Here is a 25,719-nt window from a genome sequence, read left to right as displayed (position 1 = left end):
ATTATGTTCGTTGCTATTTAAGTGTTTCAAGCATTTCAAGCTGTTTAGTATACTCGTCATCTGGTAATTTAACATAGCCTACATCTTCAGCTAATTCTGCTACATTCTCTAATAGGAATTTAACAAAATCATAAACTTCTTCTTGGTCTTTTACAGCCGAGTTCTTTACATAAGTGAACAATGGACGTGAAAGTGGAGCATATTCACCAGATTCAATCGTTTTATTAGTAGGCGTGATTGGTCCCTTCCCACCATCGATCGGAACAATCTTTAAAGACTGTTTATTTTCTAAATAATATGCATATCCGAAATACCCAATAGCATTTTTATCACCTTGAACCCCTTGTACTAAAATATTATCATCCTCAGATAGTGTTGCTTTTTCAACGATTGGTTCATCTTCAAGAATGACTTCATTAAAGTAATCAAATGTGCCAGAATCAGTACCTGGCGAGTAAAACTTAATTTCCTTATCTGGCCATTCTGCACGGATATCGGACCATTTCTTAGTGGTACCATCTTCAATCCAAATTTTCTTTAGTTCATCAACCGTTAAATAATCCACAAAATCATTTTCCTTATTTACAATGACGGAAAGTCCGTCAAATGCTAATTTTATTTCAGTGTAATCAATACCTTTTTCCTCAAGGGCAGCTATTTCCTTGTCCTTAATTGGACGAGATGCGTTACTAAGTGCTGTTTCACCTGCGATAAAGGCTTCGAAACCACCGCCTGTACCAGAAACCCCTACAGAAACCTTTACACCAGGCTGTGTTAAACCATATTCTTCAACAACTGCTTCCATAATTGGGAAAACGGTAGATGAACCGTCAATTTTTATTTGTCCTTGGAGTTGCTCTGTCCCTTCACCGGTTTGTTCATTGTTACTTCCGCCGGTTTCTTGTCCACAAGCTGCTGTAAATGCTAGCATTCCAGTCATCATAGCTGTCAGTGCTAATTTCTTATAGCTTTTCATTCCTTGATTCCCCCTACGAATTGTTGTTTTTATTTATCTTACATATTTAATAATAAACTGCTCTTGTAAACCTTGTTTTAATTGAATGTAAAGGTTGAGTAAACGATTGTATGAATTTTGTAAATTGCAAGACTTTACCACAGACCACAAAAAACACCTGCCTCATGTTTGAGACAGGTGAATCTACTACTCTTCAATATCCAGTTGTACTTCAGCATTTTCGTCAGTTTGCTCTGAGGTATTAGTTTCTTCTGAGGTTGCTATACGTTCTTTTTTCAAATTAAAATAGGCATCCATTACTTTTCTGCCAATATGGTTATTAATGCTTGGTCCACTATTCCCTTGGTAAGCCCACGGAACAACTACGACCATTGCAACCTCAGGATGATCATGGGGGGCAAACCCAACAAGAGTTAGATTAATAACAGGGACTCTTCCATACTTCTCCTGTTCAAAGCCTTCATAAAAGGCTTGTGCTGTACCCGTTTTTCCGGCTGGGCTATAGTCCACGTTTCTGAAGTAACTCACCGCAGTCCCATCTCCTACCTGCATGACCATCCTAAAACCTTCTTGGACCCGGTCAATCCACTCATCCTTTGCATCTAGTCGATTTAATATGGTTGGTTGAACTTCCTGCAGAATTGGGCCCATTTGATTACTCTCCAGCAATGGTTCACGAATCTCTTTTACAAGACGGGGTTGAATACGATACCCGCCGTTTGCAATTGTTGAAACGTATTGAGCGAGCTGCATGGGTGTATAGGTATCATATTGACCAATAGCTAGGTGAAGCAATAGCCCCGATTGTTTGACGGTTCCAACATAGCCTGTAGCTTCATTCGGAAGGTCAATTCCAGTCCTCGCACCAAGGCCAAATTGTGCAAATGAATGCCTCATCGTATCAAAAGCTGTCAAGTTAAGTGGTAACGGGTTATTTGGTACATAATGACCGTCAGCCATCGCAATCACTGTTTTCCACATATAGACGTTTGAGGAAACTTGAAGAGCTCTCAAGTCGTTAAGCGCACCAAAGTTTTTCCAAGAAGACATTGGATTGGTATTCTTTATTACCATAGGCTGATCGACGTGGACAGTACCAGGAGATATTGCTCCCGTCTGATAACCCGTTAAGATAGTAGCACCCTTAACCACTGAGCCCACTGCATAACTGGTGGTAATATTTCCTTGGGCAAAGTCAGTCATTTCTGGTTTTCCTGTATCTTTATTTTTCTGAATACCCTTCCCTGCCATTGTTAATAATTCACCGGTATTAGGATCCATTAAAATAACAAATGCACGATCAATTAAGGCTGATTTTGCTTCTTTCTTTGCATTCCATAGTTCTTCCTCGATAATTTGTTCCACTTGACTCTGAAGATCCATATCAATGGTTAAGACAAGGTCCTTCCCTCTCATGCCTTCAGATATAACTTCAGTAGATAGAATATTTCCAGCTTTGTCAGTAATGTTTTTAACCTTAGCTTTTTGTCCGTGAAGCACATCCTCATACTGAAGTTCAATATTACTTTTACCCACTCGGTCGTTCCGGTTATAGTCGCGTGCCAGAAATTCATCTAACTGTTCCTTAGGCAATCCCTCTTCCGAGGAAGTAACTTTCCCTAATATCGATTTTAATGTTTCGCCAAATGTATAGTACCGTTCCCAATCAGTAGTCGTATCGACTCCCGGGAGGTCTTCGAGATTTTCACTGACAACGGCGAACTCTTCTGCAGTAACGTCGGAATTTTTTACTATTTGTGGTGCCAATGCATACCCACTAGAAAACTCCCTGTAAATGGCTAGAGTTTCTATCTCTAGTTCTGTCAGGGTACCTACAAAATCTTTGCTTCCCTCAAGCTGAAGATCATAAATTTGTTTATCCGTTAGAATCCCTTGCTCGTACGATTCCCATTGTTCTTCTGTAATTAGTTCCATCGCCTTATCAGGATTCTTTATAATCCAGAAGTCCTGTTTATCACGCAATCGGACTTTCGAAGTATCTTTATCTATTAATTTAGCCAATCGTTCGGCTACTTCGAGCATTTCCTCTTGACTTGTTCTTTGGTACTTAGTATAGGTGATGGCATTAAGCGGTGTATTATCTACAATGATATTACCATTACGGTCAAACATTTTGCCGCGGGGTACTGGATTATTAACTGTAATATCTTCTGTTCGTTCAATCTCACGTTTGAAATCATCCCCATATACTATTTGAACCATACCCAAACGTAATATCAGTACAGAAAATAATAAAAACACAACAAAGAATAACATGTTCAAGCGAAATGGAACATGCGTCTTTTTCTTTTTATTTCCCACTGTTTTACCACTTCCTTATCACTCGACATTCTAAACACTATTTTATCTGAACCTCCCCTATTTATCTATGAAAAACACTTACCAATTTTACAAAACTCGACAAATTTTGCCTAAGCCAAAAAAAAAAGATGAGTAATATAAAATTACTCACCATTTAAGTTGAAGGCAATTGTACTCTCCTTAAAAACAGATAAATAATTGAATGACCTGCTCCTAGTAAAAGAAGTAATACGGGTATGCTTTTTTCAGGATTAAACCACGTGACTGCTCCGATAAAAACAAGTATTGAAATAATTCTGCCAACATTCAAGAAAATTTCTCGAACAACAATATACTCGATCCTCATTTCAGCAGCTTTCCAGCCTGATCCAATCACATCGTATGTAGTAGAAATATATGGTACAAGCAATAATGGATAGGCAACAGCAATAATACCTGCATACAGCAATAGTTTTACAAAGTTCAGGTCCCACACTAATAATAAAACAGCTGCATACAGCATGGCACCGCCAATTAAAATGGACTTTTTCCGATGTTTCTTTTTTAATAACCTCGAGACTGCAAAATAAGCTACAAAGGATATTCCGGAGTTAATTAAACCAAATGTCCCTAAAGCCATCTCACTCCCAGTCGAAAGATAAACGAAGATCCCAATCATAAATAAAAACGTACCCTCACGTAACCCCTGAAAAAAGTGAGCATTTGTAATGAGACGCCAGTTTTCATTTTTATTTCTCTCATCTAATATCCTTTTAAAATAATACTTTCCTTTTGCAGGCCGGCGCTTTAAAGAAAAACTTAAGAAAACCGCTATTGCAAATAAAGCTAAAGATATTCCAAAAACAATCATGTAGCCTGTAAATTTTTCAAATCGAGTAATAATAAATCCAGCTGCGAATGGTCCAATCATTCCCCCGGTCGAGGATAAAATCCCTAAGAATCCATTAAAGAAATCCCTTGTTTCTGGCTCTGTTATTTCAAAAGTTAACACGTTATAAGCCAGCCAGTAAAACCCATACCCTATACCTAATAGACCTCCGAGGAGAAGCAAATAGGCAGCAGCATTTTTACCAGTTATTAACACAGTTAAGTAAAAGATAGCTAAAAAAATTACACCTATTCGCAAAACAATCACTCGGTCAATTTTTTTAGCCCATCTGCCTGCCAGTATAAAGGTTAAGGGTTGCAGCACTACAATTGACAGGTTATACATGGCTATATCGGAATATTCTCCTGTCTGTTTCCAGAGGAAAACATTCACAAACGTATTGGATAAAGCAACACTTAAAGAATATAATCCTCCAATAACTAACAATAAGGTTAAATCTTTTGTTAGCTCTACTTCACCTAAAAGCTTAAATTTCTTTGCCATATTAACTCCCCTTTATCATAAAGGTTAGTCTTTAACAAAGAAGTTGGCTTTATTCATTATTTATTCCATGAAAAAAAGACAGCTAGTATTAGCTGTCTTTTTTAGGTTGAATTATTTTGCTGCACTGTAGCGCTTTGAAACTTCATCCCAATTTACAACGTTCCAGAAAGAAGAAATGTAATCAGGACGACGATTCTGGTAGTTTAAGTAGTATGCATGCTCCCAAACATCTAGGCCAAGGATTGGAGTTTTGCCTTCCATTAATGGAGAGTCTTGGTTTGGTGTACTAGATACTTCTATTTCACCGTTACTTACCGATAACCATGCCCATCCAGAACCAAAACGAGTAGTAGCTGCTTTTGCAAATTCTTCTTTAAAGCTTTCAAAGCTTCCAAATTTGCTGTTGATAGCATCTGCTAATTCGCCAGCTGGTGCACCGCCGCCATTTGGTGCAAGAATTTGCCAGAAAAGTGAGTGGTTAGCATGTCCGCCACCGTTGTTGCGTACAGCAGTACGAGCTGCTTCAGGAACCGCATCTAAGTTAGAAATTAGGTCCTCAACAGACTTAGAAAGTAATTCTTCGTTACCAGCTAATGCGTTATTAACGTTTGTTACATATGTGTTATGGTGCTTAGTATGATGAATGTTCATAGTTTCCTTGTCAATATGTGGTTCAAGTGCATCGTATGCATAAGGTAATTGTGGTAATTCAAATGCCATAATAAATATCCTCCTATGTATTTAAAAATTTTGGGGCTTTAGTGTCAAAAATCAAAACAATTTTTGAATATTCCTAAAGCTTTGTAGCTTAAGATTACTATAGTTTAGTTTTTGTTTCAAATAAAATGCTTACAGCTAACAAATTTACCATAACCATATCGCTGTCTTTATATACATTCTTTCTTGCCTTTGCGAGAAACCATTAATATTCGAAAAATTGTCACCATCCACCAAACATGCAATCAATCAACGATTAAAGTCACTTTGGCCAAAAACGCTGCTACTACAAGGGTTTGGCTATATTGACATGTTGTTAATAATGGATTTAAATCAAGCTATAGGGGTCTAAAAGGAGTGAGAGAATCATGCTTAGAAACAGCTTATCCATATACAATCAATTACTGCACTTTTTCCAGGATGATGATCAGCTTTTAAAAGTAAAAGCTGGGACCGTTCTTTTTCAAGAAAAGGATCCTGTAGATCATGTGTTTCTTTTATTAAAAGGAAGTATTGCCCTAGGCAGAGTTCATTTGCGTGGGAAGGACTTTATCTTAAAAATTCTAAATGAAAGAGAATTAATAGTCGAGTATCAACTATTTAAGGCTCATCCTCACTATCAGTTTTATGCTAAATCACTGTCGGATTGCGAGCTTATTGCAATAAAAAAAGAACAATTCGAGAAATTTATCACTACCGACCCAGACGCAATGAATGGATTTGTTTCTTGGCTTAGTACAAGCTACCTAAAGGCACAAATGAAATGCCAGGACTTAATCATGAACGGTAAAAAAGGCGGCTTATACAGCATCTTAATCAGGCTGTGTAATACGTATGGAGTCATGACAAAGGACGGAATACTAATAGACCTTCCATTGACGCATCAAGAGCTGGCCAATCTCACCTACGGTACGAGAGAAGTAATACAGCGCACCTTAAAAGAACTTAGAGAAAATGATATTATATCTTATGACCAGCAAAAGTTTACCATTAAGAACCTTCACTATTTAAAAGAAGAGGTAGATTGTCAAAACTGCGCATATGAAATATGTGGTGTAAACTAAACTCCCTCTCACCGTCGAGAAGGAGTTTCTAGCTTCAAAAGGGGAGATTTTGGAAAATCACTCCCTTTTCATTCCTATTGTTAAAGTACGACGAGGAAGAAGTATACGAGCATTAAGATTTGTATAATTGATTTTGTTATGACACTGCTAATAAAACCAACGACTGAACCAAATCCAATCTTTATGCCGTCTTTAAAACTCTTCTTGTTTACAATTACTTCAGCAGCAATTGCTCCGATGAACGGTCCGATCAAAATCCCCAAAAATGGAATAACAAATGGTCCTACGAGCAGACCAATCGTACTTCCCCATATCCCAGCCTTCGATCCACCGTATTTTTGAACTCCAATCATATTCGCAATATAATCGGCACCAAACAACAGAATAATAAAGAACGCTTGAATTAACCAAAAAAACCAGCTAAATGGCTCAAAGGAAAAAAACAAACCATAAGCAAGGTAACCTGCTAACAAGAATAGCACACTTGGGATAATCGGATAAATTAATCCAACAAATGCAACGATAAATAAAACACCTATTATACTCCAATAAACAATCTCCATTATTTCTCCTCCGATAATATTTCAGGTTTAAAATGGTCTTCATTCATACGTTGACACATATGCATTGGTTTCATCTGCTGATAAGATTCCTACCTTGTATATAGCGGACGCAAAAGCTACAATAGAATGGTGAATCTGTCTAAGGGTGGTAAAAGCATGAATATCTTCAAACAATTTTATAAAAGTATTTATTCTCCAAAGGATATTGCATCCTTTCGATTCCAAGGAATTGGCAAAACAATATTATTTGTTTTTTTTCTGACATTCATTTCTATTTTACCTAGTGTTGTTTTCTTAAGTACCATCTTAACAACTGGACTCGAAACAGCCAAAAACGTAATTAATGATGAAATACCGTCTTTCACGATTTCTGAAGGTGAATTAACAACGGATTCAAATGCCCCGATCATAATTAGGAAGGATGACTTTTCAATTATGATCGATTCTACCGGTACATTAACACAGGAAGACGTTGAGAAGGAAGGCAATGCTTTTGCCTTGCTAACCAATCAATTTGTACTTGCTGCTGGCGGCAGAACTGATCCGTATGACTATGCAATGCTAGAAGGGATAGACATCACGAAGGAAGACTTCGTTGATATCATTGATACAATTGACAGTTTAAAGGGAATTATTATTCCGGTAATGTCACTTTTTATCTACCTGTTTTCTAGTGCCGCAAGCTTTATCGAAGTAACGGTTTTGGCCTTATTCGGGTTAGCACTTAAGAATTTAAGCGGCCGGAAGCTGACATACGGGCAATTATGGCGAATGTCTGCATACGCTGAAACGCTGCCTACCCTATTTTTCACCATAATGGCCATACTCAAAACACCTGTACCAAATAGTTTTATTATCAATTGGTTTGTGGCTATTATCGTCTTATACTTAGCCATAAAAGAGGTGCCAAAATCAAAGCAGGAAATCCCGGAACTTTAAACGCATCCACTTGGATGCGTTTTTTTGTTCTATTTTCTAGTGGACAAGCATACGATGTAAAAACTTTCCTATTGGAGGCTTGTCCCATGAAAAGGTTCCTTCTTTCCATTTTTACACTAATAACGATTTATGTAATATATATTGATTTAACGCAAGGTACACTGCCTAAAAAAAGTAAAGAAGAATCAGTTCCAGTAGTGGAAACCCTCGCAGAAACTACAGAGTCCCTACCAGCATTTGAAGCGAGGGTTGGGCGAGGTGAGACACTAATTTCAATTGTTGAACGTCACATTGAGAAGTCATTACCCGTATCAATTGCAGAACTCGTTCAAGATTTTCAAAAACTAAACCCAGGACAAGCACCGGAGAAAATTCAAATTGGTGCTACCTATCGCTTTCCTGACTACTCAAAAGGTTTCTAAATATCCCTAATTTACGCAATCTGGATTAGGATAAAATCGTTAGTCTTGTCAAGATTAGTAGGAGACTGATAAAATAAGTACAGCTTGAAAAATAATGACAAAATTATTCGAATCCAATTTGAAGGAGCGAATCTTCCTTGAGTGAAATATTACATCGTACAAAAACCCGTCCAGTTAAGGTTGGAAATTTAACAATAGGCGGTAGTAACGAATTATTTATACAAAGTATGACAACGACCAAAACACATGATGTGGAAGCAACAGTTGCAGAAATTAAACGACTAGAGGAAGCTGGCTGTCAAGTTGTAAGAGTTGCATGTCCCGATGAGAGAGCAGCAAATGCTATTCCAGAAATCAAAAAACGAATCAACATTCCACTAGTAGTCGATATCCATTTCGATTATAAACTAGCTCTTAAGGCCATTGAGGGTGGAGCGGACAAAATCCGCATCAACCCAGGGAACATTGGTAAAAGGGAAAAAGTAGAAGCTGTGGTAAGAGCAGCAAAGGAAAAAGGCATTCCGATTAGAATTGGAGTAAATGCCGGTTCATTAGAGAAAAAAATCCTTGAAAAATATGGCTATCCAACAGCAGACGGCATGGTTGAGAGTGCATTGCACCATATTAAAATCCTCGAGGACTTAGACTTTCACGATATCATTGTTAGCATGAAGGCATCTGATGTAAACCTTGCGATTGAAGCCTATGAGAAGGCCTCTAAGGCGTTTGATTACCCATTACACCTTGGAATAACTGAATCAGGAACACTTTTTGCTGGAACAGTAAAGAGTGCAGCAGGTTTAGGTGCCATCCTCCACAAAGGGATTGGAAATACACTAAGAATTTCTTTAAGTGCTGATCCTGTCGAAGAAGTAAAAGTAGCAAGAGAGCTGTTAAAAGTGTTTGGTCTCTCTTCAAATGCCGCTACTCTCATTTCATGCCCTACCTGTGGAAGAATTGAAATTGACCTAATCAGTATTGCCAACGAAGTGGAAGAGTATATCCAAAAAATTAAAGCACCTATAAAAGTAGCTGTATTAGGTTGTGCCGTTAATGGCCCTGGAGAAGCAAGAGAAGCTGATATCGGAATCGCAGGAGCACGTGGAGAAGGCTTACTATTCCGCAAAGGTGAAATCGTTCGCAAAGTCCCGGAAGATCAATTAGTTGATGAGTTGAAAAAGGAAATTGATCAAATTGCCGAAGAATATTTTCAAAAAAAGGCTGCAGAAGAAGCAATAATCAACTAGACAGCAAAGAACCTGGTATCAAATACCAGGTTCTTTTTTTGCCCCTATTTTCGCAAGTTACATGTTAAAAGAACGGTAAGATAAAGATACCGACAATAATTGATACGGCACCGATACCGATTGCCCACGCTCCAAGCCCTTGGGCTCCTTTGCGTCTAGCAACAAATCCTAACACGATCCCCACTGCCCCAAAAAGAATTGGCATTACAAACAGAGATAAAATCGAGAGTGCCAAAGCAGCCCAGCCTATTCCTGTACCTGCATTTGTTCCCGTCCCTGCCCCGTTGTCCGCTTTAGACCTTTCACGGAAGGTTGGACGAGTTACTGGTACAGGTGCAGCAATTTCTGCCGCTGTTTCTTCTCTATATTCTGAAGGCTGATTTGGGATATCTTCACCAGTGTTTCCACCTTGGAGATTATTTTGCACCTGAGTGTCTTTTTCATCTGCCATTCGAATCCCTCACTTTCAAGTCGATAGGAGCATTAATTATTGTTTGTAAGTTTCAGCTTTTTAGTATGTTAATCTTTGACACCATTAGGGAATATTTCATTATTCCTGAACTTTGGTAAAATAATAAAGATAAGTGTAAAGTCACATAACAAAGGTGAAGGAACGTATGAAAAGAAGATTTGGAATAGATATTGATGGAACGGTTACATGTCCTACCTCTTTATTACCATTTATTAACAGAGATTTCGGACTAAATATCACTTTAGATGATGTGAAACAGTATGATTTAACGAAGGTTGTTGATGTTTCTGAAGAAGAATTTGCAGAATGGTTTATCAAGTGGGAACCAATCATTTATGAAAAATCGCCACTCGCTAAAGGCGCAGAAAAAGTACTTAACAGCTGGACAGCACATCACGAGTTATTTTTCATCAGTGCCAGAGGAGCACAGCTGCTCGATCAAACCAGGAAGTGGTTTCAGAATAAGGGCTTATCTTATGACCATATCGAATTAATCGGCTCGCATGATAAGGTAGCAACTGCCAAAAGACACCGGGTAGACCTTTTTCTAGAGGATAAACACGATAATGCCGTTACGATTCATGAGGAGTGTAGAATCCCAGTCCTTTTATTTAACACACCCTATAATCAAGAACCAATTCCAAAGGGTGTGATCAGGGTTAACAACTGGGAAGAAGCCAATAGCTGGGTTCAAAAATGGTTAAGAGGTTAAAAAACAGCTAGGGAATTTACCCTAGCTGTTTCTAACGACACTCCGGGCATCTTCCATAAATCTCAAATTTATGTCCCGAAATATCATATCCCCTAAGATCCTCACTTAATCCATTCATTGGACAGGTTTCAATCTCTTTTGTTTTTCCACAATCAAGGCAGATGAAGTGGTGGTGATGATGATGATGACGTGAACAAGTAAAACGAAAATGCTTTTCTCCTGACAATTCAGTCATTTCAAGTATACCCATATCAACAAACAGGGAAAGATTTCGATAAATGGTATCAAAGCTTAGACCAGGGTAATCTTCCTTTAGTTTATCTAAAACGTCTTTTGCAGTTAGATACTTATTACTATCTGCAAACAGTTGAAGCATATCTTCCCTTTTTCCTGTCTGCTTAAATCCGTTCTCTTTTAAGTGTTGAATCGCTTCTTCTACATTCATTTAGATACCCCCCTGACTAATGGATTTATTGATTGTCATTTTTTTATAAAATATGGTTAATATTAATATGACAACAGCAATCATGACAATCGTTCCACCTGGGGCTAAATCTAAATAATAAGAAGCAAACAAGCCTCCCAGAACGGAAATCTCTCCGAATAAAACTGATAATATAATCGTCTGCTTGAAGCCTTTAGCGACTCTGATGCTGGCAGCAACTGGCAGGGTCATAAGTGAGGAAACAAGCAGGATCCCCACGATCCGCATCGAAGCCGCAATAACGAGCGCAACCATTACAATAAAAATAAAGTGAATCGCCTTTGCAGGAATCCCAGAAGCCTTTGCATGCTCCTCATCAAAGGATAATAAAAAGAGTTCTTTATATAAAAGAATAATGACTAAAATGACAACAATACTAATGGAGAAAATAACCCATAAATCGGTCCTGCTAACCGCTGATACACTGCCGAACAAATAACTAAATAAATCAGTGTTAAACCCGTTTGCAAGTGATATAAAAATAACCCCTAGCCCGATTCCACTTGATAAAATAATTGGAATCGCAAGTTCTTGGTAATGCTTGTAAACTCCGCGAAGTTTTTCAATAAACAATGAGCCTCCAACAGAAAAGACCATTCCTAAATAAAGTGGATTTAGTCCGCTCATGAAGAGAAAGTATTTCTCAATTAGAAGACTCGCTGCTATACCAGCTAATGTGACATGGCTTAAAGCATCTGCAATTAATGAAAGTCGTCTGACAACGATGAACACTCCTAATAACGGAGCCAGAATACCAATCATTAAACCTGTAAAGAAGGCATTTTGCAGAAATTCATATTGTAGGATTCCTTGTATCATGACCTGACGCCTCCATGATCATGCTCATGATGATGAGAAAGCAGGTGGACATCATGACCATAAAACTCTGACATTCCCTCTGCTCTAAGCTTTTCAAATTCATCCGTCTCACCATGGAAATGCAGGTGTTTATTAAGGCAGACTACATGGCTCACCCTTTCAGATATGGTGCCAATATCGTGTGTAACCAATAGGAGTGTAATTCCCCGTTTCTTATTTAACTCACCAAGCATGTGGTAAAAAGCATTTACATTCTCTGCATCAACGCCAACAGTAGGTTCATCTAATATTAGCAGTTTCGGTTCACTAACAAGTGCGCGGGCAATAAATACTCTTTGTTGTTGTCCACCTGACAGTTCTCCAATATTACGATTTTTGAACTTTTTCATCCCGACAGCATCTAATGCTTCTAGCACTTGCTGTGAATGTTCTTTTTTAAAGAAATTAAACAAACCCAGCTTCTTGGTTAATCCACTTGAAACCACTTCGAAAACAGTAGCTGGAAAACCAGTATTAAAGGAATTAGCCTTCTGAGAGACATAGCCGATTTGCTGCCAGTTCTTGAATTTATTTAACTCCACACCGAATAAATGGATCTCACCGCTTTGTATTTTTAATAATCCAAGAATTAATTTTAATAATGTTGATTTACCTGAACCATTGGGACCAACAATCGCTAAAAAAGAACCATTTGGAATGGTAAGATTGATATTTTCTAGAACAATATCCCTTTCATAACGATAAGAAAGCCGCTTAATTTCAATTATAGGTTTAGCTGTCATCTTATCTCACCTTTTAATTTTAAGAATCATTCCGATTTAACATCAAGTAGTATACAACAGCTATTTCGTAATGTAAAGGTCTAAGACTTTACAAATTTGTTATCTAACTTATTACGAATCGTCACAACCTTATCCCTTCCCTCATAGATTATCTGGAGGAGTGGTGACTGTGACGATTTTTAAAAACATCATTAATCACAAGCTAAAGAATATTACTGGTGAAGAGTTATTAAAATATGCAGATCAATTTAATATTAAGGTTAATCGACAGCAATCGAATAAGATCGCCTCGTTCTTAAAAGGTAAAGATGTGAATATTTTTGATGATAGACAAAGGACGACGTTAATTAGAGAAATAGCTAAGGTGGCTGGTCCTGAGACAGCCCGTGAGGTCAATAAACTATTTATTATGTTTACTAAGTAAGCTCGATTGGTTTGACAAAAAGCTGAGCCTAAGGCTCAGCTTTTTAAAATTTATTATGAAGAAAGTACAATTTTATCAAGTAGATTCTCGTTAAATTTCTGTTCACGGAGCATTTCGATTTCGAATTTGTATGGAGCTTTTTTATCGTTTTTATCTTCTCCAACAAAAGGTGTCTCAAGAATTTTTGGTACATCCATTAACTGCGGGTGATGGACAATATAGTTAAGGGCTTTAAAGCCAATATGTCCAAAACCAATATTTTCATGGCGGTCCTTTCGCATGCCAACAGCATTCTTACTGTCATTGATATGAAGAACCTTTAACCGCTCAATTCCGATGATCTTATCAAATTCATTTAGAACACCATCAAAATCCTCAACAATATTGTACCCGGCATCATGGGTATGACAGGTATCAAAGCAGACAGAAAGCCGGTCGTTATAGTTTACACCATCGATGATCATTGCCAATTCTTCAAAGGTTTTACCACATTCGGAACCCTTTCCTGCCATTGTTTCTAAAGCAATTTGCAGCTGTTCTTTTCCGGTTAATACTTCATTTATACCTTCAATTATCTGCTTAATCCCTGCTTCGGTCCCAGCACCTACATGGGCACCTGGGTGAAGAACAATTTGTCTTGCACCCAAAGCTTCAGTACGTTCGATCTCCGAGGATAAAAATCTAATACCTAAATCAAACGTATCGGGGTTCGTTGTATTACCAATATTGATGATATAGGGAGCATGGACAACGATATCTGAAATACCATGCTGTTCCATATGTCTCATGCCTGCTTCTATATTCAAATCCTCAATTTTTTTCCGTCTGGTGTTTTGCGGTGCACCTGTATAAATCATAAAGGTATTAGAACCATATGAAACGGCCTCCTCACTCGCAGCAAGGAGCATCTTCTTTCCACTCATAGATACGTGCGAACCAATCTTCAACAAACCTTTCTCTCTCCCTTCACAAGACTATTTCTTATTTATTTTTCTTTGTCGTTTTTTTATCTTATCCATTTCCCACTGCATTTTCTTTTTATAGCCTGGTTTAACCTTTTGCGGCTTCTTCACAAGTGATTTGGCTACCTTATCTGCCTCATCTTCTTTTCTAACCCGCGTTTTTCTTTTATTACGTCCTTCAGTTTCTACAAAACCGTCTTTCTTAAGGTCAATATTCTTGAACTCAATGCCCATCTTCTCTATACGGTTTAAGGCATCTTCATCAGCAAGCTCATAAACCGTTAAGGCAATACCTGACTTGCCCGCTCTAGCTGTTCTGCCCACCCTATGGATGTAGAAATCCAGGTCAGTTGGGAGCTCATAGTTGATGACATGACTTACGCCTTCAATATCAATCCCCCGTGAAGCAAGGTCCGTAGCAACGATATATTGATATTCTAAATCTTGAATTTGCTTCATCATCTTTTTTCGTTCTCTTGGGCTTAAGTCGCCGTGAACCCGGCCAACCTTTAACCCTTTTTCGGTCAAGAATCCAGCTACCTCTTCAGCCATTCTCTTGGTATTGGTAAACACAATAGCTAAATAGGGATTGTAATGTGTCAGTGCTTCGTATACCAACTGTTTTTTATTTCGATGCCTTGATGGCAGTAAATAATGGTCTAAATTTACAGCAGCCCGTTGTTTCTCCTGGATATGAATCGTTTTTGGATTCTCCATATACTTTTTAAGGAATGGCTTTAGCTTTTCAGGGATAGTTGCTGAGAATACCAGCATCTGCAGCTTTTCAGGCATTCTTGCCGCTACCTGATCAAGATCCTCAATAAAGCCCATATCTAGCATCATATCTGCTTCATCTACTACTAGCATATCGGAAGTATGGACAAACAACGCTTTGTCTGACATCAAGTCTTTGATTCTTCCTGGCGTTCCAACCACAATATGCGGCTGCACCTTTAATTTATCAATTGTCCTCTGTTTATCCGTCCCTCCAATAAACACCTTTGTCAGGATGGCTTCTTCTGGTCTGCAGTGTTCCGTAATCTTTAAGATTTGTTGATAAATTTGAGAAGCCAGCTCTCTTGTTGGTGCAGTTATAACTGCTTGCACTTCTTTCTTCTCTGGATTAATTTTTTCAAGTATTGGCAAAACATAAGCAAGTGTCTTTCCTGTACCAGTCTGCGATTGACCAATGGCACTATCATTTTTTAAAACCATCGGAATCATTTGCTCCTGAATATCAGTCGGCTCATGAAAACCAAGATCTTTTATAGCTTCTATAATAAAAGGTTTAAAATTAAAACGTTCAAATCGATTTACCTTCATGTAATTGCTCCCTTATTAAAAAATAATCTAGATCCATTTCTGTCCATCATGTAATTATAGTAAAGATTGATTCAAATAACCAGCATGACCTTTAGAAATCCATTTTTCATTGGATATTCGAATATTTAGTCTTCATTATCATTTTTAACCTTTCATCTCATTTTAAATCATATAAATTTAGAGTTTGTATTGTGGTTAATACCTAAACCAAAATAGGATAGATGCATACCCTAAAGCATAACGAGTATTTTGAGAGGAGGTTATGTTAATGCAGCCTAGACCAAGAATCCCATTTCAAGGGGGAATGGGCCCGAGAATGATGGGTCCAGGCCAAATGAGAGGCCCTTACGGCGGAGGGGGTCAAAGGATGATGGGAGCAGCGAATCCCTTCGGCGGCGGCAATCAAATGATGGGTTCCATGATGGGAAGACCCCCGGGCAGAAGTGGTGGTGGTGGAATCCTTTCAAAGCTCTTAGGCGGGAATAAACAAGCTATGGGGGCTCTTCAAGGGATCCAAGGAGCAGCCCGAAACAGTGCTTCAGGCGGAAGCGGAGGCGGTATCGGTTCAATACTCCAAACCTTGAGTAAACCTGATGGATTATCTGGTTTTCTTAATAATACACAACAGGTATTACAAACAGCACAATCTTTTGGACCAATGATTCAGCAATATGGCCCTTTAGTAAAAAATCTTCCTGCCATGTGGAAGCTCTACAAAGGATTGAAGGATTCACCTAGTGAAGACCAACCAAAGGAAAGCACAACCGTTGCAGTTGACAAGGATGAATCTTCTGAAACAACTTCTAAAGGGAACAAAAAAGCTCCGCAAACAAGCAGTCCAGAAACAAAAGAGAAACGTAAACAAGGTACTTCAATACCTAAACTTTATATTTAAATATGGAATCATTTTGAATGCTGGAAACAGCATTCTTTTATTTTGTGCTTTGTGAAAGGCTCTTTTCTTATAGAATGTTGTTATTGGAAATAAACATGGACCGTTTCTTTTCGCTACAGGCGCAAGAGTACCTCGGGGAGGAAGTCGAGCCTCCTCGACGCTTCGCGTCTGTGGGGTCTCGACTTTTCCTCTATATCCCGCAGGACAAGGAAGGCTACGGCAGCGAAACATCGCACGAAGAAAATGTGGTTTTCATTTTCGAGGAGTCAAGCGCCTTTCGCTACAATCCACTCTGCGCGTTGAATATTGGTAAAAGCAACAATCTGTTAGAAAAGAGCCTTGTGAAAAGGAAAAATGTATCTTTGTAATATTTCTATTAGTTTTATATAATAATTACATAGATTAAGATGTTGTTCCTTAGGAGGACCTTATATATGCAAATTATTAAGATTTCACCGCGCGGATATTGTTATGGTGTTGTTGACGCCATGGTTATTGCTAGGAATGCTGCATTAGATAAATCACTACCCCGTCCAATCTACATCTTAGGGATGATCGTTCATAATAAACATGTTACCGATGCCTTTGAAGAAGAAGGAATCATTACTCTAGATGGAGAAAACCGCCTAGAGATACTTGAAAAAGTTGATTCTGGAACAGTAATATTTACTGCTCACGGAATTTCCCCAGAGGTAAGAGCGATGGCGAAAGCAAAAGGACTTGTGACACTTGATGCAACCTGCCCTGATGTAACGAGAACCCATGATTTAATTGAAGAAAAAACAAAGCAGGGTTATCATGTCATTTATGTTGGGAAAAAAGGACATCCTGAGCCAGAAGGTGCTGTTGGGGTTGCACCTGGCTTTGTACATCTTGTTGAAACTCCAAGTGACGTAGAAGCCCTAACTCTTGATCGTGAAAAACTGATCGTAACCAATCAAACAACCATGAGCCAATGGGATGTAGCAGACACGATGAAAAAGGTTCAGGAAAAATATCCTCATGCTGAGGCCTATAATGAAATCTGTAATGCTACACAGGTCCGTCAAGAGGCTGTTGCTGGTCAAGCGACAGAAGCTGATGTCACCATTGTTGTAGGCGATCCTAAGAGTAATAACTCTAATCGTCTTGCACAGGTTTCAGAAGAAATTGCCGGTACAAAGGCCTACCGTATAGCTGATATTACAGAATTAGACATTGATTGGATTAAAGAAGCTAAAAACGTTGCCGTTACTTCTGGCGCGTCCACTCCGACTCCAATCACGAAGGAAGTTATTACCTTCCTAGAACAATTTGACCCGAATAATGAAGCAACTTGGGAAAGACGCCGAAATGTACCATTACACAAAATATTGCCAAAGGTAAAGAAATAACGTCACAATAAAGATGACCATTTGTATAACAATTTGGTCATCTTTTTTGTTTCTTATGTTATCTGGCATCATGACGCTATCATGCTCACCGATAGCTTTCAAAATTTAACTGAAACGGGCATCTTAACACTTTCATGACGAAAACGGACCTCATGGAACGTCAGTGAGGTCCAAAACGTTTAAAAATCCAGCAACGATTACCTTTTATACAAATTTAAACGGATCTGTGTTGAGTTCGGATGGAAAAATCTCGACTTCATAGCCGGCTTTTTCGCACATTTTTGAAAGTGTGTCGGTCAGCCCTTTTTTCATGATTTTCTCAACATTGTGGCCAGGATCAATCATATTTAAGCCTTCCATCAGCGCATCATGGGCAGTGTGATAATAGATATCCCCGGTAACATATACATCGGCACCTTTAAATTTGGCCGAAGTAACATACTTATTCCCATCTCCACCTAATACAGCAACCTTTTTAACTTTACAGGTTAAATCCCCGACCACACGGACCTGGTCAACCTCAAGAGCTACTTTCACTTTTTGAGCAAACTCTTCAAGTGTTACTTCCGGAATGGTGCCAATTCTTCCAAGTCCAAGTACTTCACCAGGATTTTCAACTGGATAAATGTCATAAGCTACTTCCTCATAGGGGTGTGCCTTAATCATTACGTTAACAACTTTCTTTACCAAATGCTCCGGGACGATCGTTTCAATTTTGACTTCATCCACAGCCTCTAGGTGCCCTTGTGAGCCTATATGTGGATTCGTCCCCTCTCCAGGTAAAAACCTTCCCGTCCCCTCTGTCGAGAAGGAACAATGGCTATAGTTACCGATAAATCCTGCACCGGCTTTTCCGAGTATACTCCTAATTTCCTCAGCATGACTGGAAGGTACGAAAACAGCAATTTTTTTTAGCTTCGTTTCGTATGTAGGTACCAGTACCTCCGCGCCTTCTAAGCCAAGAGCTTCGGCTAAAAGGTCATTTACCCCTCCTGCTGCAACATCTAGATTGGTATGAGCTGCATACACCGCTATATCATGTTTAATGAGCTTTTCGATCATTCTCCCTTGAACGGTATCAGTGATCACATTTTTTAGCGGGCGGAAGATCGGCGGGTGATGCGCAATAATAAGCTGGACATTCTTCTCAATGGCCTCATCAATGACCTCTTCAAGGACATCGAGTGCGATCATGACCTTATCAACTTTCTTATTAAGACGGCCTATCTGCAAGCCAATCTTGTCACCCTCCATCGCTAGTCCTTTTGGAGAAAACTGTTCAAACAACTGGATAATTTCATGTCCATTTGCTTTCTTCATCCTTTAGTACCTCCTCAACCAATCGTATCTTCTTTAAAAGTTCCTGCTTTTTTTCTAGTGTTTCTGCTGTAGGTTCAGCAGAGCCTTCTAGCTGCTGATAAATTCGCTGCCAGTTTTTCTTTTCCAGACTCCATTTTTTTCTAAACGCTTGATTTCTCTCCCTAGAAAGGAATGGTCCTACTAAAAGCTCCCTTTCTATTTGAGCTTTATCATAATTCGATTCAGAATTCCCCTTTTCTCCTACTAAAACCTCATATATTTTTCCATCTTCTTCAAGGATTTCTTCTGCTATAAGCTGCCAGCCATTTTCAATAAACCATTGGCGAATAGCCATTGCATTAATATTTGGCTGCAGAACTAACCGGGTAACTGAGCTTAGCTTCTCTTTGCCTGTATCTAAAATGCTGATTATTAGCGTTCCACCCATACCGGCAATCGTAATACAATCAACCTCTCCAGGTTCCAGCACTTCTAATCCATCGCCCATACGGACTGAAACCATACCTTCTAAGCCCTCTGCCAGCACATTTTTTTTTGCAGACTGGTACGGACCCGCTACTACTTCCCCGGCGATTGCAAAGGTAACTTCATTGTTTTTAACTAAATAGCATGGTAAATAGGCATGGTCAGACCCTATATCAGCCACTCTGGACCCGCTTGGAACATACTTTGCCACCGTACCTAACCGAACGGATAATTTATCTGTATTCATTTATATCCACCACTCTTTTACTCATTTATGTACATTACTAAGTATTAGAAAAACGTAGCATTCGCCAAGTCTTTAAAGGCGTATGCCTTAGTTTTCCTTATGCGTTAGGAAAGTATAATTATACTTTCCTACTAGCTAAAAAAAAGTCCTTTACAGATGCAAAGGACTTAAAAAAACTCTTTTTAATTACTTAATATTAGACAGCCATTCTGCCATACCTGCAGCTTGATCAGGCTTAACTAAACCAGCAGGCATACTGCCAATACCATTAACCACGATGTCAGCAAGCTCTTCTTGTGAATATTTGTCACCCACGCCGACTAACTTTGGCCCCATACCCCCTTGGTACTGATCGCCATGACAGGTAATGCAAGAAGATTTGTAAATATCTTCTGGATTGGCAGCAACTTCTTCTGTTGGTTCACCGCCGCCCTCTTTTTCCGCAGCTAACTCCTTCGCATCCCCGAGGCCTTTGAATGACAATAAGAACATTAGTCCGATTCCAAATACCATAATGAGAACGAAAGGAATAACCGGATTTCGATTCATAAAATAACCTCCCTTATGTACGTAACACTTTAAATAATAAGATATCACACTACAAACAACTACTATTTTACTTTAAAAATGCAAGAAGGAAAAGCCTAAACTTACTTTGTCACGATAATATTTATAAAAAACCAAAAAAAGGCTGAATTTTCCCAGCCTTTTCCCGCTCCTTATCCAAGGTTAACAACCAATTTGTCTTGCAATGACTAGTCTTTGAATTTCAGAAGTACCCTCTCCGATTTCGAGTAATTTTGCATCACGCATCATTCTCTCTACATGGTACTCCTTCATGTAGCCATACCCGCCGTGGATTTGTACAGCCTGACTGGTTACTTCCATACATACTTCTGAAGCGTATAGTTTACACATTGCCGCCTCTTTACTGAACGGCCTTCCTTGGTCTTTTAACCAGGCTGCCTTATAGACCATATTGCGGGCTAGTTCAATTTTCATCGCCATATCAGCGAGCTTAAACTGTGTAGCCTGGAATGAGGAGATTGATCTTCCAAATTGCTTGCGCTCTTTTGCATATTGCAATGATTTCTCATAGGCCCCTTGCGCGATTCCCACTGCCATTGCCCCAATTCCTATACGACCGCCATCAAGCGTAATTAAGAACTGCTTAAATCCCTCCCCCTTTTTACCTAATAAGTGGTCCATAGGAACCCTGACATCCTCCAGTACAAGCTCCGTAGTGTTAGAAGCATTGAGCCCCATCTTTTCATACTTGTCGATGATAGAAAAACCTTTAGTGTCTGTCGGAACAATAATCGCACTTATTTCTTTTTTTCCATCGGCTGTTCCGGTTACAGCTGTTAAGGCAAGATGTTTCGCATAGCTGGCGTTGGTTATAAAGCATTTGTTACCGTTAATAACATATTCATCATTTTCCTCTATCGCAGACGTTCTCGTTCCCCCTGCATCTGAACCAGCCTGAGGTTCAGTTAACCCAAAGGCGCCAAAAGAATCGCCAGTACAAATCTTAGTTAAATACCTTCTCTTTTGCTCTTCTGTACCGAATAAGTATAAGGGGGCTCCACCTAATGAAATATGTGCAGAATAAGTAATTCCAGTTGAGCCGCATGCCCTGCTCAATTCTTCCGTTACAATCGCAAAGCTTACAGTGTCTGCTCCACCGCCAGCATATTCTTCAGGAAAGGGAAGCCCCATTATTCCCATCGCCGATAATTGCTCAAATACATCAACAGGAAATTGTTTATTGCGATCACGTTCTATACTCCCAGGTGCAACCACCTCATCAGAAAATTCCCGCATCATTTTCTTTATCATTTCTTGTTCAGAAGTTAAATCAAAGTTCATACCCATCCCCCTCGAATAACCATTGTATGCGTTTTCATTTCCATTATACGGTTATTTTTTCAATTTTCCCAACATTTTAAATCTGAATATTTATTATATTATTCAGAAATAAGTATTATAATGAAAATTGAAAGGGTAGCTAATTGTTCACAGAAAGATTATATTTTTTTAAAAAAGTGAATTTTTTACTAAACGGGTTAAACGGATAAAATAGTCATTTGCAAAGTGAAAGACAATTCAGTAAAATATAAGACAACAGAGAAAGCACTTTCATTCCCAATAGTTTTTAAAAAAAAATAGTTTACTCCTTGTTAGAAGTAAACTATTTCTAAAAAAAGCATTTTACTCTAAGAAATCTTTTAGACGTTTGCTACGGCTTGGATGTCTAAGTTTACGTAATGCTTTTGCCTCAATTTGACGGATACGTTCGCGTGTAACACCGAAGACCTTCCCTACTTCTTCAAGCGTTCGTGTACGACCATCATCTAAACCAAAGCGCAGTCGCAAAACGTTCTCTTCACGGTCTGTTAACGTATCAAGAACGTCTTCTAGCTGCTCTTTTAATAATTCATAGGCAGCATGTTCTGATGGTGATGTCGCATCCTGGTCCTCGATAAAATCACCAAGATGTGAATCATCTTCCTCACCAATAGGAGTCTCGAGTGAGACAGGCTCTTGAGCTATCTTTAGGATTTCTCTTACCTTTTCTGGTGTTAGATCCATGTCTTCTCCAATTTCTTCTGGAGTTGGTTCACGGCCAAGATCCTGAAGTAACTGTCTCTGTACACGAATAAGCTTATTAATCGTTTCAACCATATGCACTGGTATACGAATCGTTCTAGCTTGATCGGCAATGGCTCGAGTAATTGCTTGACGTATCCACCAAGTAGCATACGTACTAAATTTAAAGCCTTTTCTGTAATCGAATTTTTCTACGGCTTTAATTAGGCCCATATTCCCTTCTTGAATTAAATCAAGGAAGAGCATGCCGCGGCCTACATAACGTTTTGCAATACTTACGACAAGTCGCAGGTTCGCTTCAGCCAGGCGCCGTTTTGCTTCTTCATCGCCTTCTTCAATACGGTTAGCCAATTTGATCTCCTCTTCAGCGGAAAGCAGGTCTACCCGGCCAATTTCTTTTAAGTACATACGAACTGGGTCGTTAATTTTTACTCCAGGAGGGACGCTTAGGTCATTTAAATCAAACTCTTCGTCATCTTCCTTCGATAACTGTTTAGGGTTTGGATCTTCTTCGTCACTTTCTCCTACTAGTTCAATTCCTTGCTCGCCAAGAAATTCATAAAATTCATCCATTTGATCGGATTCTAAATCAAAATTTGCCATTCTTTCTGCAATATCATCATAGGCAAGGACGCCGGTTTTTTTACCCAGTACCGTTAACTGATCTTTTACTTGTTCGAAGGTCAATTCATTCTCGGCCTCTTTTGAACGGGCTGATTTTTCAGCCATAGGTCCCCCTCCTTCTAGAATCAAAGACACCAAAATGGAATCTATAGAGACTTACGTAATTGATTGATTTCAATTCCAATTGCCGCAGCCTTCATTACATCGCTTTTTCGCTCGGCTTCTTTTAGTTCCACTTCTTTTTCTTTTATCTTTAACAATTTTGGATAATTCAACACCTGTTTGATATAATCAGTTAATTCTTGGCTGCTAATTTCTTCATTAATTGACATCATTTCAATGTTGGCGATTATTCTTCTAAGGTTGTCATCTTGAATATAGGTTAAAAGTGCACTAGAGTTTGGATTTTCATGCTCCTCATAAAATCCAAACAAATAGGTAATGATAGCCTGATGTTCATCGACATTAAATGTATTACCTTGTAGCAAATCCTGTACTTTATAAGCGACATCTCGATCTTTCAACATATGTGCAATTAAGCATCTTTCAGCCTTATGGTGTTTTGGTTGTAAATCATTTGTACGCTTTATAGGTAAAGGCTTTTCAATAGGTGGATTCTTTACATTTGCTTTTCTTTTTTCAGAGAAAAAAAGTTGTTTTTCTTGAGTGTTTTGCTGCTGTTTTAAGGCATCTAATGATAGTGAAAACTCACTGGCAAGCTGCCGCAAATAATGATCTTTTTCAACAGCATTTGTCAACTTGCTAATTTCTTTAAGTATTTCTTCGATATAAGCAAGCCGATCTCCTTCAAATTGAAGATTTTTTCCTCTTCGATAGTAAAGGAATTTAAATGCCATCCAAGTCATGCTTGCGCCAATCACTTCATTACGGAACTTTTCGGGACCATTTTTTTTAATATAATCATCAGGATCTAATCCATCTGACATAAGTGCTACCTTAATGTTACAGCCTGCATCCGTAAGAGCGTTTCCGGCTCGGAAAGCCGCTTCAATCCCTGCTTTATCTGAATCAAAGCAAATCGTTACGGATTGTACATTCTTCTTTATTAACGAGATATGCTCTTCAGTCAGCGAGGTTCCCATTGTTGCAATACCATTTTCGACACCTGAACGATCTGCAGCTATAACGTCGGCAAATCCTTCAAATAAAACAGCTTGTTGAGTTTTTCTAATGCTAGGCTTAGCATGATGGAAGTTATATAAAATTTTACTTTTATTAAAGATTGCGGTTTCGGGACTATTTAAATATTTAGGCTCATCGGCCCCAAGTGTTCTCCCTGAAAAGGCAATTGTTTTTCCATTACGATCGTGAATAGGAAACATAATTCGATCACGGAACCGATCAAAATAGCTGCCATCTTTTTCACGTTTAATAATTAATCCGGCTTTTTCCATCCATTCAGGAGAGTATTCTCTTTTTGCGAGAAATTTATAGACGAAATCCCACGAATTTAACGAATAGCCGATTTGAAACTTATCAATTGATTCTCGGTTAAACCCTCTTTGCAGCAAGTATTCTAATGCATGTTGACCATCTTTTGTATTTACCAGTAAATGGTGGTAAAATTTACGTAATAGTTCATGAGCATCGAGCATCGCTTGCCGTTCTGGAGAAACATTCTTAGCAGGACCATTTGTTGATAAACTGATGTCTAATTCTATGTTTACCTTATCAGCTAACTTAATGGCAGCTTCTTGGAATGGAATCCCTTCAATTTCCATTAAGAATGAATAAACATTTCCTCCTGCTCCGCAGCCAAAGCAATGGAAAATTTGTTTATCAGACGATACGGAAAATGATGGGGTACTTTCTCCATGGAATGGACATAAACCGAAGTAATTTCGCCCCTGTTTTTTTAGTTGTACATATTCACCAATGATTTCAACTATATCTACAGTCTGACGAATTTGGTCAATTTTTTCTTCGGCAATACGGTCTGCCATGAAAAACAACTCCATTTGTACTATCTAGCATCCGCGCAAAGGCACTTATGCTTTTCTAAAGACAGTATTTCTACATACAGCCTCTAAAATCCTTCAAATTTCGACAAAATTTTTGTTAATCACTTCAAAAATTTGCTCAGTCCTCCGCGTTATGGCCTTTCCCATTTACACCCCTTTTTCTTGCTTTAGCATTTAAGCAGCGCAAGTCAAGAGCAATTTGGATTCCAGTTTCATCATAATGTACCCTTTGGAGTTATCACATAAACACCGGAGCAGTAAAGTAGACGCAAGTCTAATGTCCTGTGTCACAGTGATATAACCTTTTAACGCATGGTTCATGATGGATAAGTCTGCGGCTTCCTTCCTAGAGTCAACATATTCCCAGGGTTGACTGTGCATATGTAATATCTATTCTATGGTGATCATAGGAAGCGACAAAATGAACTTTAACAGAAAACTTTGAAGCAATTTCGACAATTTCTCTTTTACCGGGCCTAAATCTGCAGTGACAAAAATAGTCGGAATTGCTTTACATAATTACTAATTCTACATCACTCCGCTTATTCCTTCTTTCACTGCCATTTTTTCAAAAAAGGATTAATGTCGAATTTTTTCCTGGCG

Annotated in this window: 27 protein-coding genes; 9 read left to right on the top strand and 18 right to left on the bottom strand. The window is 38.7% G+C overall.

What is annotated here, in order from left to right; genetic code table 11:
• Positions 1 to 13 precede the first annotated feature (13 nt).
• From BTR25_RS03800 to BTR25_RS03785, 4 genes are all read right to left on the bottom strand, one after another.
• On the bottom strand, positions 14 to 976 hold the full coding sequence (locus BTR25_RS03800; protein WP_075686281.1) for a PstS family phosphate ABC transporter substrate-binding protein: 963 nt from the start codon (positions 974 to 976) through the stop codon (positions 14 to 16).
• A gap of 186 nt (positions 977 to 1,162) precedes the next feature.
• Positions 1,163 to 3,253: a peptidoglycan D,D-transpeptidase FtsI family protein gene (locus BTR25_RS03795; RefSeq protein WP_075686483.1), complete on the bottom strand. Its 2,091-nt coding sequence runs from the start codon at positions 3,251 to 3,253 to the stop codon at positions 1,163 to 1,165.
• A gap of 199 nt (positions 3,254 to 3,452) precedes the next feature.
• The gene (locus tag BTR25_RS03790; RefSeq protein WP_075686279.1) at positions 3,453 to 4,670 is read right to left on the bottom strand and encodes an MFS transporter; all 1,218 of its coding nucleotides are present in this window, start codon (positions 4,668 to 4,670) and stop codon (positions 3,453 to 3,455) included.
• 111 nt (positions 4,671 to 4,781) lie between these two features.
• Positions 4,782 to 5,390, bottom strand: coding sequence for a superoxide dismutase (locus BTR25_RS03785; protein ID WP_075686277.1), 609 nt, complete (start codon positions 5,388 to 5,390; stop codon positions 4,782 to 4,784).
• Positions 5,391 to 5,755: 365 nt separating this feature from the next.
• Here BTR25_RS03785 and BTR25_RS03780 point away from each other — a divergent pair, with 365 nt between their 5' ends.
• Positions 5,756 to 6,451 carry a Crp/Fnr family transcriptional regulator gene (locus tag BTR25_RS03780; RefSeq protein ID WP_083652230.1) on the top strand — a complete coding sequence of 232 codons (696 nt, stop codon included), beginning with the start codon at positions 5,756 to 5,758 and terminating at the stop codon, positions 6,449 to 6,451.
• 80 nt (positions 6,452 to 6,531) lie between these two features.
• Here the strand turns inward: BTR25_RS03780 and BTR25_RS03775 are convergent, their stop codons facing one another.
• Entirely contained in the window at positions 6,532 to 7,014 is a 483-nt protein-coding gene (locus BTR25_RS03775) for a DUF456 domain-containing protein (RefSeq protein ID WP_075686275.1), read from the bottom strand.
• A 156-nt stretch (positions 7,015 to 7,170) separates the two neighbouring features.
• On the opposite strand from BTR25_RS03775, the gene BTR25_RS03770 reads away from it, so the two are divergent.
• From BTR25_RS03770 to ispG, 3 genes are all read left to right on the top strand, one after another.
• Entirely contained in the window at positions 7,171 to 7,953 is a 783-nt protein-coding gene (locus tag BTR25_RS03770) for a DUF1189 domain-containing protein (RefSeq protein ID WP_075686273.1), read from the top strand.
• Positions 7,954 to 8,039: 86 nt separating this feature from the next.
• Positions 8,040 to 8,375: a LysM peptidoglycan-binding domain-containing protein gene (locus tag BTR25_RS03765; protein WP_075686271.1), complete on the top strand. Its 336-nt coding sequence runs from the start codon at positions 8,040 to 8,042 to the stop codon at positions 8,373 to 8,375.
• Positions 8,376 to 8,521: 146 nt separating this feature from the next.
• The gene (gene ispG / locus BTR25_RS03760; protein ID WP_175596696.1) at positions 8,522 to 9,622 is read left to right on the top strand and encodes a flavodoxin-dependent (E)-4-hydroxy-3-methylbut-2-enyl-diphosphate synthase; all 1,101 of its coding nucleotides are present in this window, start codon (positions 8,522 to 8,524) and stop codon (positions 9,620 to 9,622) included.
• 64 nt (positions 9,623 to 9,686) lie between these two features.
• Here the strand turns inward: ispG and BTR25_RS03755 are convergent, their stop codons facing one another.
• Positions 9,687 to 10,073, bottom strand: a complete 387-nt coding sequence (locus BTR25_RS03755) for a DUF4190 domain-containing protein (RefSeq protein WP_075686267.1) — start codon at positions 10,071 to 10,073, stop codon at positions 9,687 to 9,689.
• A gap of 166 nt (positions 10,074 to 10,239) precedes the next feature.
• On the opposite strand from BTR25_RS03755, the gene BTR25_RS03750 reads away from it, so the two are divergent.
• Complete coding sequence (locus BTR25_RS03750) at positions 10,240 to 10,806, top strand: hypothetical protein (protein WP_075686265.1); 567 nt, start codon at positions 10,240 to 10,242, stop codon at positions 10,804 to 10,806.
• A 31-nt stretch (positions 10,807 to 10,837) separates the two neighbouring features.
• On the opposite strand, the gene zur is transcribed toward BTR25_RS03750, so the two are convergent.
• The 3 genes from zur to BTR25_RS03735 are packed head-to-tail and all read right to left on the bottom strand — an operon-like array spanning position 10,838 to position 12,891.
• Positions 10,838 to 11,251, bottom strand: coding sequence for a zinc uptake transcriptional repressor Zur (gene zur / locus BTR25_RS03745; RefSeq protein WP_075686263.1), 414 nt, complete (start codon positions 11,249 to 11,251; stop codon positions 10,838 to 10,840).
• Positions 11,252 to 12,109 carry a metal ABC transporter permease gene (locus BTR25_RS03740; protein WP_075686261.1) on the bottom strand — a complete coding sequence of 286 codons (858 nt, stop codon included), beginning with the start codon at positions 12,107 to 12,109 and terminating at the stop codon, positions 11,252 to 11,254. It lies immediately after the preceding gene.
• Positions 12,106 to 12,891, bottom strand: coding sequence for a metal ABC transporter ATP-binding protein (locus BTR25_RS03735; RefSeq protein WP_075686260.1), 786 nt, complete (start codon positions 12,889 to 12,891; stop codon positions 12,106 to 12,108). The genes BTR25_RS03740 and BTR25_RS03735 overlap by 4 nt, the downstream gene beginning before the upstream one ends.
• Before the next feature lie 169 nt (positions 12,892 to 13,060).
• Here BTR25_RS03735 and BTR25_RS03730 point away from each other — a divergent pair, with 169 nt between their 5' ends.
• Positions 13,061 to 13,315 (top strand): DUF2624 domain-containing protein, encoded by a 255-nt coding sequence (locus BTR25_RS03730; RefSeq protein ID WP_075686258.1) that lies wholly within the window; start codon positions 13,061 to 13,063, stop codon positions 13,313 to 13,315.
• Positions 13,316 to 13,368: 53 nt separating this feature from the next.
• Here BTR25_RS03730 and BTR25_RS03725 read toward each other — a convergent pair whose 3' ends face one another.
• On the bottom strand, positions 13,369 to 14,265 hold the full coding sequence (locus BTR25_RS03725; RefSeq protein WP_075686256.1) for a deoxyribonuclease IV: 897 nt from the start codon (positions 14,263 to 14,265) through the stop codon (positions 13,369 to 13,371).
• A 24-nt stretch (positions 14,266 to 14,289) separates the two neighbouring features.
• A complete protein-coding gene (locus BTR25_RS03720) occupies positions 14,290 to 15,600 on the bottom strand; it encodes a DEAD/DEAH box helicase (protein WP_075686254.1) in 1,311 nt (436 codons plus the stop codon).
• A 268-nt stretch (positions 15,601 to 15,868) separates the two neighbouring features.
• On the opposite strand from BTR25_RS03720, the gene vrrA reads away from it, so the two are divergent.
• The 3 genes from vrrA to BTR25_RS03705 all read left to right on the top strand — a co-directional run bounded on the left by vrrA (position 15,869) and on the right by BTR25_RS03705 (position 17,868).
• Positions 15,869 to 16,495: a VrrA/YqfQ family protein gene (vrrA, locus tag BTR25_RS03715; protein ID WP_075686252.1), complete on the top strand. Its 627-nt coding sequence runs from the start codon at positions 15,869 to 15,871 to the stop codon at positions 16,493 to 16,495.
• A 17-nt stretch (positions 16,496 to 16,512) separates the two neighbouring features.
• Complete coding sequence (locus BTR25_RS03710) at positions 16,513 to 16,863, top strand: hypothetical protein (RefSeq protein WP_075686250.1); 351 nt, start codon at positions 16,513 to 16,515, stop codon at positions 16,861 to 16,863.
• A gap of 66 nt (positions 16,864 to 16,929) precedes the next feature.
• On the top strand, positions 16,930 to 17,868 hold the full coding sequence (locus tag BTR25_RS03705) for a 4-hydroxy-3-methylbut-2-enyl diphosphate reductase (RefSeq protein ID WP_075686248.1): 939 nt from the start codon (positions 16,930 to 16,932) through the stop codon (positions 17,866 to 17,868).
• A 204-nt stretch (positions 17,869 to 18,072) separates the two neighbouring features.
• Here the strand turns inward: BTR25_RS03705 and BTR25_RS03700 are convergent, their stop codons facing one another.
• From BTR25_RS03700 to BTR25_RS28025, 7 genes are all read right to left on the bottom strand, one after another.
• On the bottom strand, positions 18,073 to 19,188 hold the full coding sequence (locus BTR25_RS03700) for a Nif3-like dinuclear metal center hexameric protein (RefSeq protein WP_075686247.1): 1,116 nt from the start codon (positions 19,186 to 19,188) through the stop codon (positions 18,073 to 18,075).
• Positions 19,166 to 19,900 (bottom strand): tRNA (adenine(22)-N(1))-methyltransferase, encoded by a 735-nt coding sequence (locus BTR25_RS03695; protein WP_075686246.1) that lies wholly within the window; start codon positions 19,898 to 19,900, stop codon positions 19,166 to 19,168. Before BTR25_RS03695 ends, BTR25_RS03700 begins: the two co-directional genes overlap by 23 nt.
• Before the next feature lie 186 nt (positions 19,901 to 20,086).
• Positions 20,087 to 20,449 (bottom strand): cytochrome c550, encoded by a 363-nt coding sequence (gene cccA / locus BTR25_RS03690; protein WP_075686244.1) that lies wholly within the window; start codon positions 20,447 to 20,449, stop codon positions 20,087 to 20,089.
• Positions 20,450 to 20,629: 180 nt separating this feature from the next.
• Positions 20,630 to 21,769, bottom strand: a complete 1,140-nt coding sequence (locus BTR25_RS03685) for an acyl-CoA dehydrogenase family protein (protein ID WP_075686242.1) — start codon at positions 21,767 to 21,769, stop codon at positions 20,630 to 20,632.
• A gap of 342 nt (positions 21,770 to 22,111) precedes the next feature.
• Positions 22,112 to 23,239, bottom strand: coding sequence for an RNA polymerase sigma factor RpoD (gene rpoD, locus BTR25_RS03680; protein ID WP_075686240.1), 1,128 nt, complete (start codon positions 23,237 to 23,239; stop codon positions 22,112 to 22,114).
• A gap of 41 nt (positions 23,240 to 23,280) precedes the next feature.
• Entirely contained in the window at positions 23,281 to 25,098 is a 1,818-nt protein-coding gene (gene dnaG, locus BTR25_RS03675; protein ID WP_075686238.1) for a DNA primase, read from the bottom strand.
• A 192-nt stretch (positions 25,099 to 25,290) separates the two neighbouring features.
• Positions 25,291 to 25,437, bottom strand: coding sequence for a hypothetical protein (locus tag BTR25_RS28025; protein ID WP_254842623.1), 147 nt, complete (start codon positions 25,435 to 25,437; stop codon positions 25,291 to 25,293).
• Positions 25,438 to 25,719 lie beyond the last annotated feature (282 nt).

Origin of the sequence: Bacillus sp. MRMR6 (assembly GCF_001940785.1) — a bacterium.
In the GTDB taxonomy this organism is placed as follows: Bacteria; Bacillota; Bacilli; order Bacillales; family Cytobacillaceae; genus Neobacillus.
The sequence above is the reverse complement of the archived record's forward strand: the minus strand, read 5'-3'. Positions and strand labels throughout refer to the sequence as shown.

Coding starts and splice junctions, on each gene's coding strand:
- BTR25_RS03790 (WP_075686279.1), bottom strand. CDS start 4,670: ATGGCAAAGAAATTTAAGCTTTTAGGTGAAGTAGAGCTAACAAAAGAT.
- cccA (WP_075686244.1), bottom strand. CDS start 20,449: ATGAATCGAAATCCGGTTATTCCTTTCGTTCTCATTATGGTATTTGGA.
- BTR25_RS03750 (WP_075686265.1), top strand. CDS start 10,240: ATGAAAAGAAGATTTGGAATAGATATTGATGGAACGGTTACATGTCCT.
- BTR25_RS03785 (WP_075686277.1), bottom strand. CDS start 5,390: ATGGCATTTGAATTACCACAATTACCTTATGCATACGATGCACTTGAA.
- BTR25_RS03770 (WP_075686273.1), top strand. CDS start 7,171: ATGAATATCTTCAAACAATTTTATAAAAGTATTTATTCTCCAAAGGAT.
- BTR25_RS03735 (WP_075686260.1), bottom strand. CDS start 12,891: ATGACAGCTAAACCTATAATTGAAATTAAGCGGCTTTCTTATCGTTAT.
- BTR25_RS03695 (WP_075686246.1), bottom strand. CDS start 19,900: ATGAATACAGATAAATTATCCGTTCGGTTAGGTACGGTGGCAAAGTAT.
- BTR25_RS03705 (WP_075686248.1), top strand. CDS start 16,930: ATGCAAATTATTAAGATTTCACCGCGCGGATATTGTTATGGTGTTGTT.
- BTR25_RS03720 (WP_075686254.1), bottom strand. CDS start 15,600: ATGAAGGTAAATCGATTTGAACGTTTTAATTTTAAACCTTTTATTATA.
- dnaG (WP_075686238.1), bottom strand. CDS start 25,098: ATGGCAGACCGTATTGCCGAAGAAAAAATTGACCAAATTCGTCAGACT.
- BTR25_RS03755 (WP_075686267.1), bottom strand. CDS start 10,073: ATGGCAGATGAAAAAGACACTCAGGTGCAAAATAATCTCCAAGGTGGA.
- zur (WP_075686263.1), bottom strand. CDS start 11,251: ATGAATGTAGAAGAAGCGATTCAACACTTAAAAGAGAACGGATTTAAG.
- BTR25_RS03800 (WP_075686281.1), bottom strand. CDS start 976: ATGAAAAGCTATAAGAAATTAGCACTGACAGCTATGATGACTGGAATG.
- BTR25_RS03710 (WP_075686250.1), top strand. CDS start 16,513: ATGCTGGAAACAGCATTCTTTTATTTTGTGCTTTGTGAAAGGCTCTTT.
- rpoD (WP_075686240.1), bottom strand. CDS start 23,239: ATGGCTGAAAAATCAGCCCGTTCAAAAGAGGCCGAGAATGAATTGACC.
- BTR25_RS03700 (WP_075686247.1), bottom strand. CDS start 19,188: ATGAAGAAAGCAAATGGACATGAAATTATCCAGTTGTTTGAACAGTTT.
- BTR25_RS03740 (WP_075686261.1), bottom strand. CDS start 12,109: ATGATACAAGGAATCCTACAATATGAATTTCTGCAAAATGCCTTCTTT.
- BTR25_RS03795 (WP_075686483.1), bottom strand. CDS start 3,253: ATGTTATTCTTTGTTGTGTTTTTATTATTTTCTGTACTGATATTACGT.
- BTR25_RS03780 (WP_083652230.1), top strand. CDS start 5,756: ATGCTTAGAAACAGCTTATCCATATACAATCAATTACTGCACTTTTTC.
- BTR25_RS28025 (WP_254842623.1), bottom strand. CDS start 25,437: ATGAACCATGCGTTAAAAGGTTATATCACTGTGACACAGGACATTAGA.
- BTR25_RS03775 (WP_075686275.1), bottom strand. CDS start 7,014: ATGGAGATTGTTTATTGGAGTATAATAGGTGTTTTATTTATCGTTGCA.
- BTR25_RS03765 (WP_075686271.1), top strand. CDS start 8,040: ATGAAAAGGTTCCTTCTTTCCATTTTTACACTAATAACGATTTATGTA.
- vrrA (WP_075686252.1), top strand. CDS start 15,869: ATGCAGCCTAGACCAAGAATCCCATTTCAAGGGGGAATGGGCCCGAGA.
- BTR25_RS03685 (WP_075686242.1), bottom strand. CDS start 21,769: ATGAACTTTGATTTAACTTCTGAACAAGAAATGATAAAGAAAATGATG.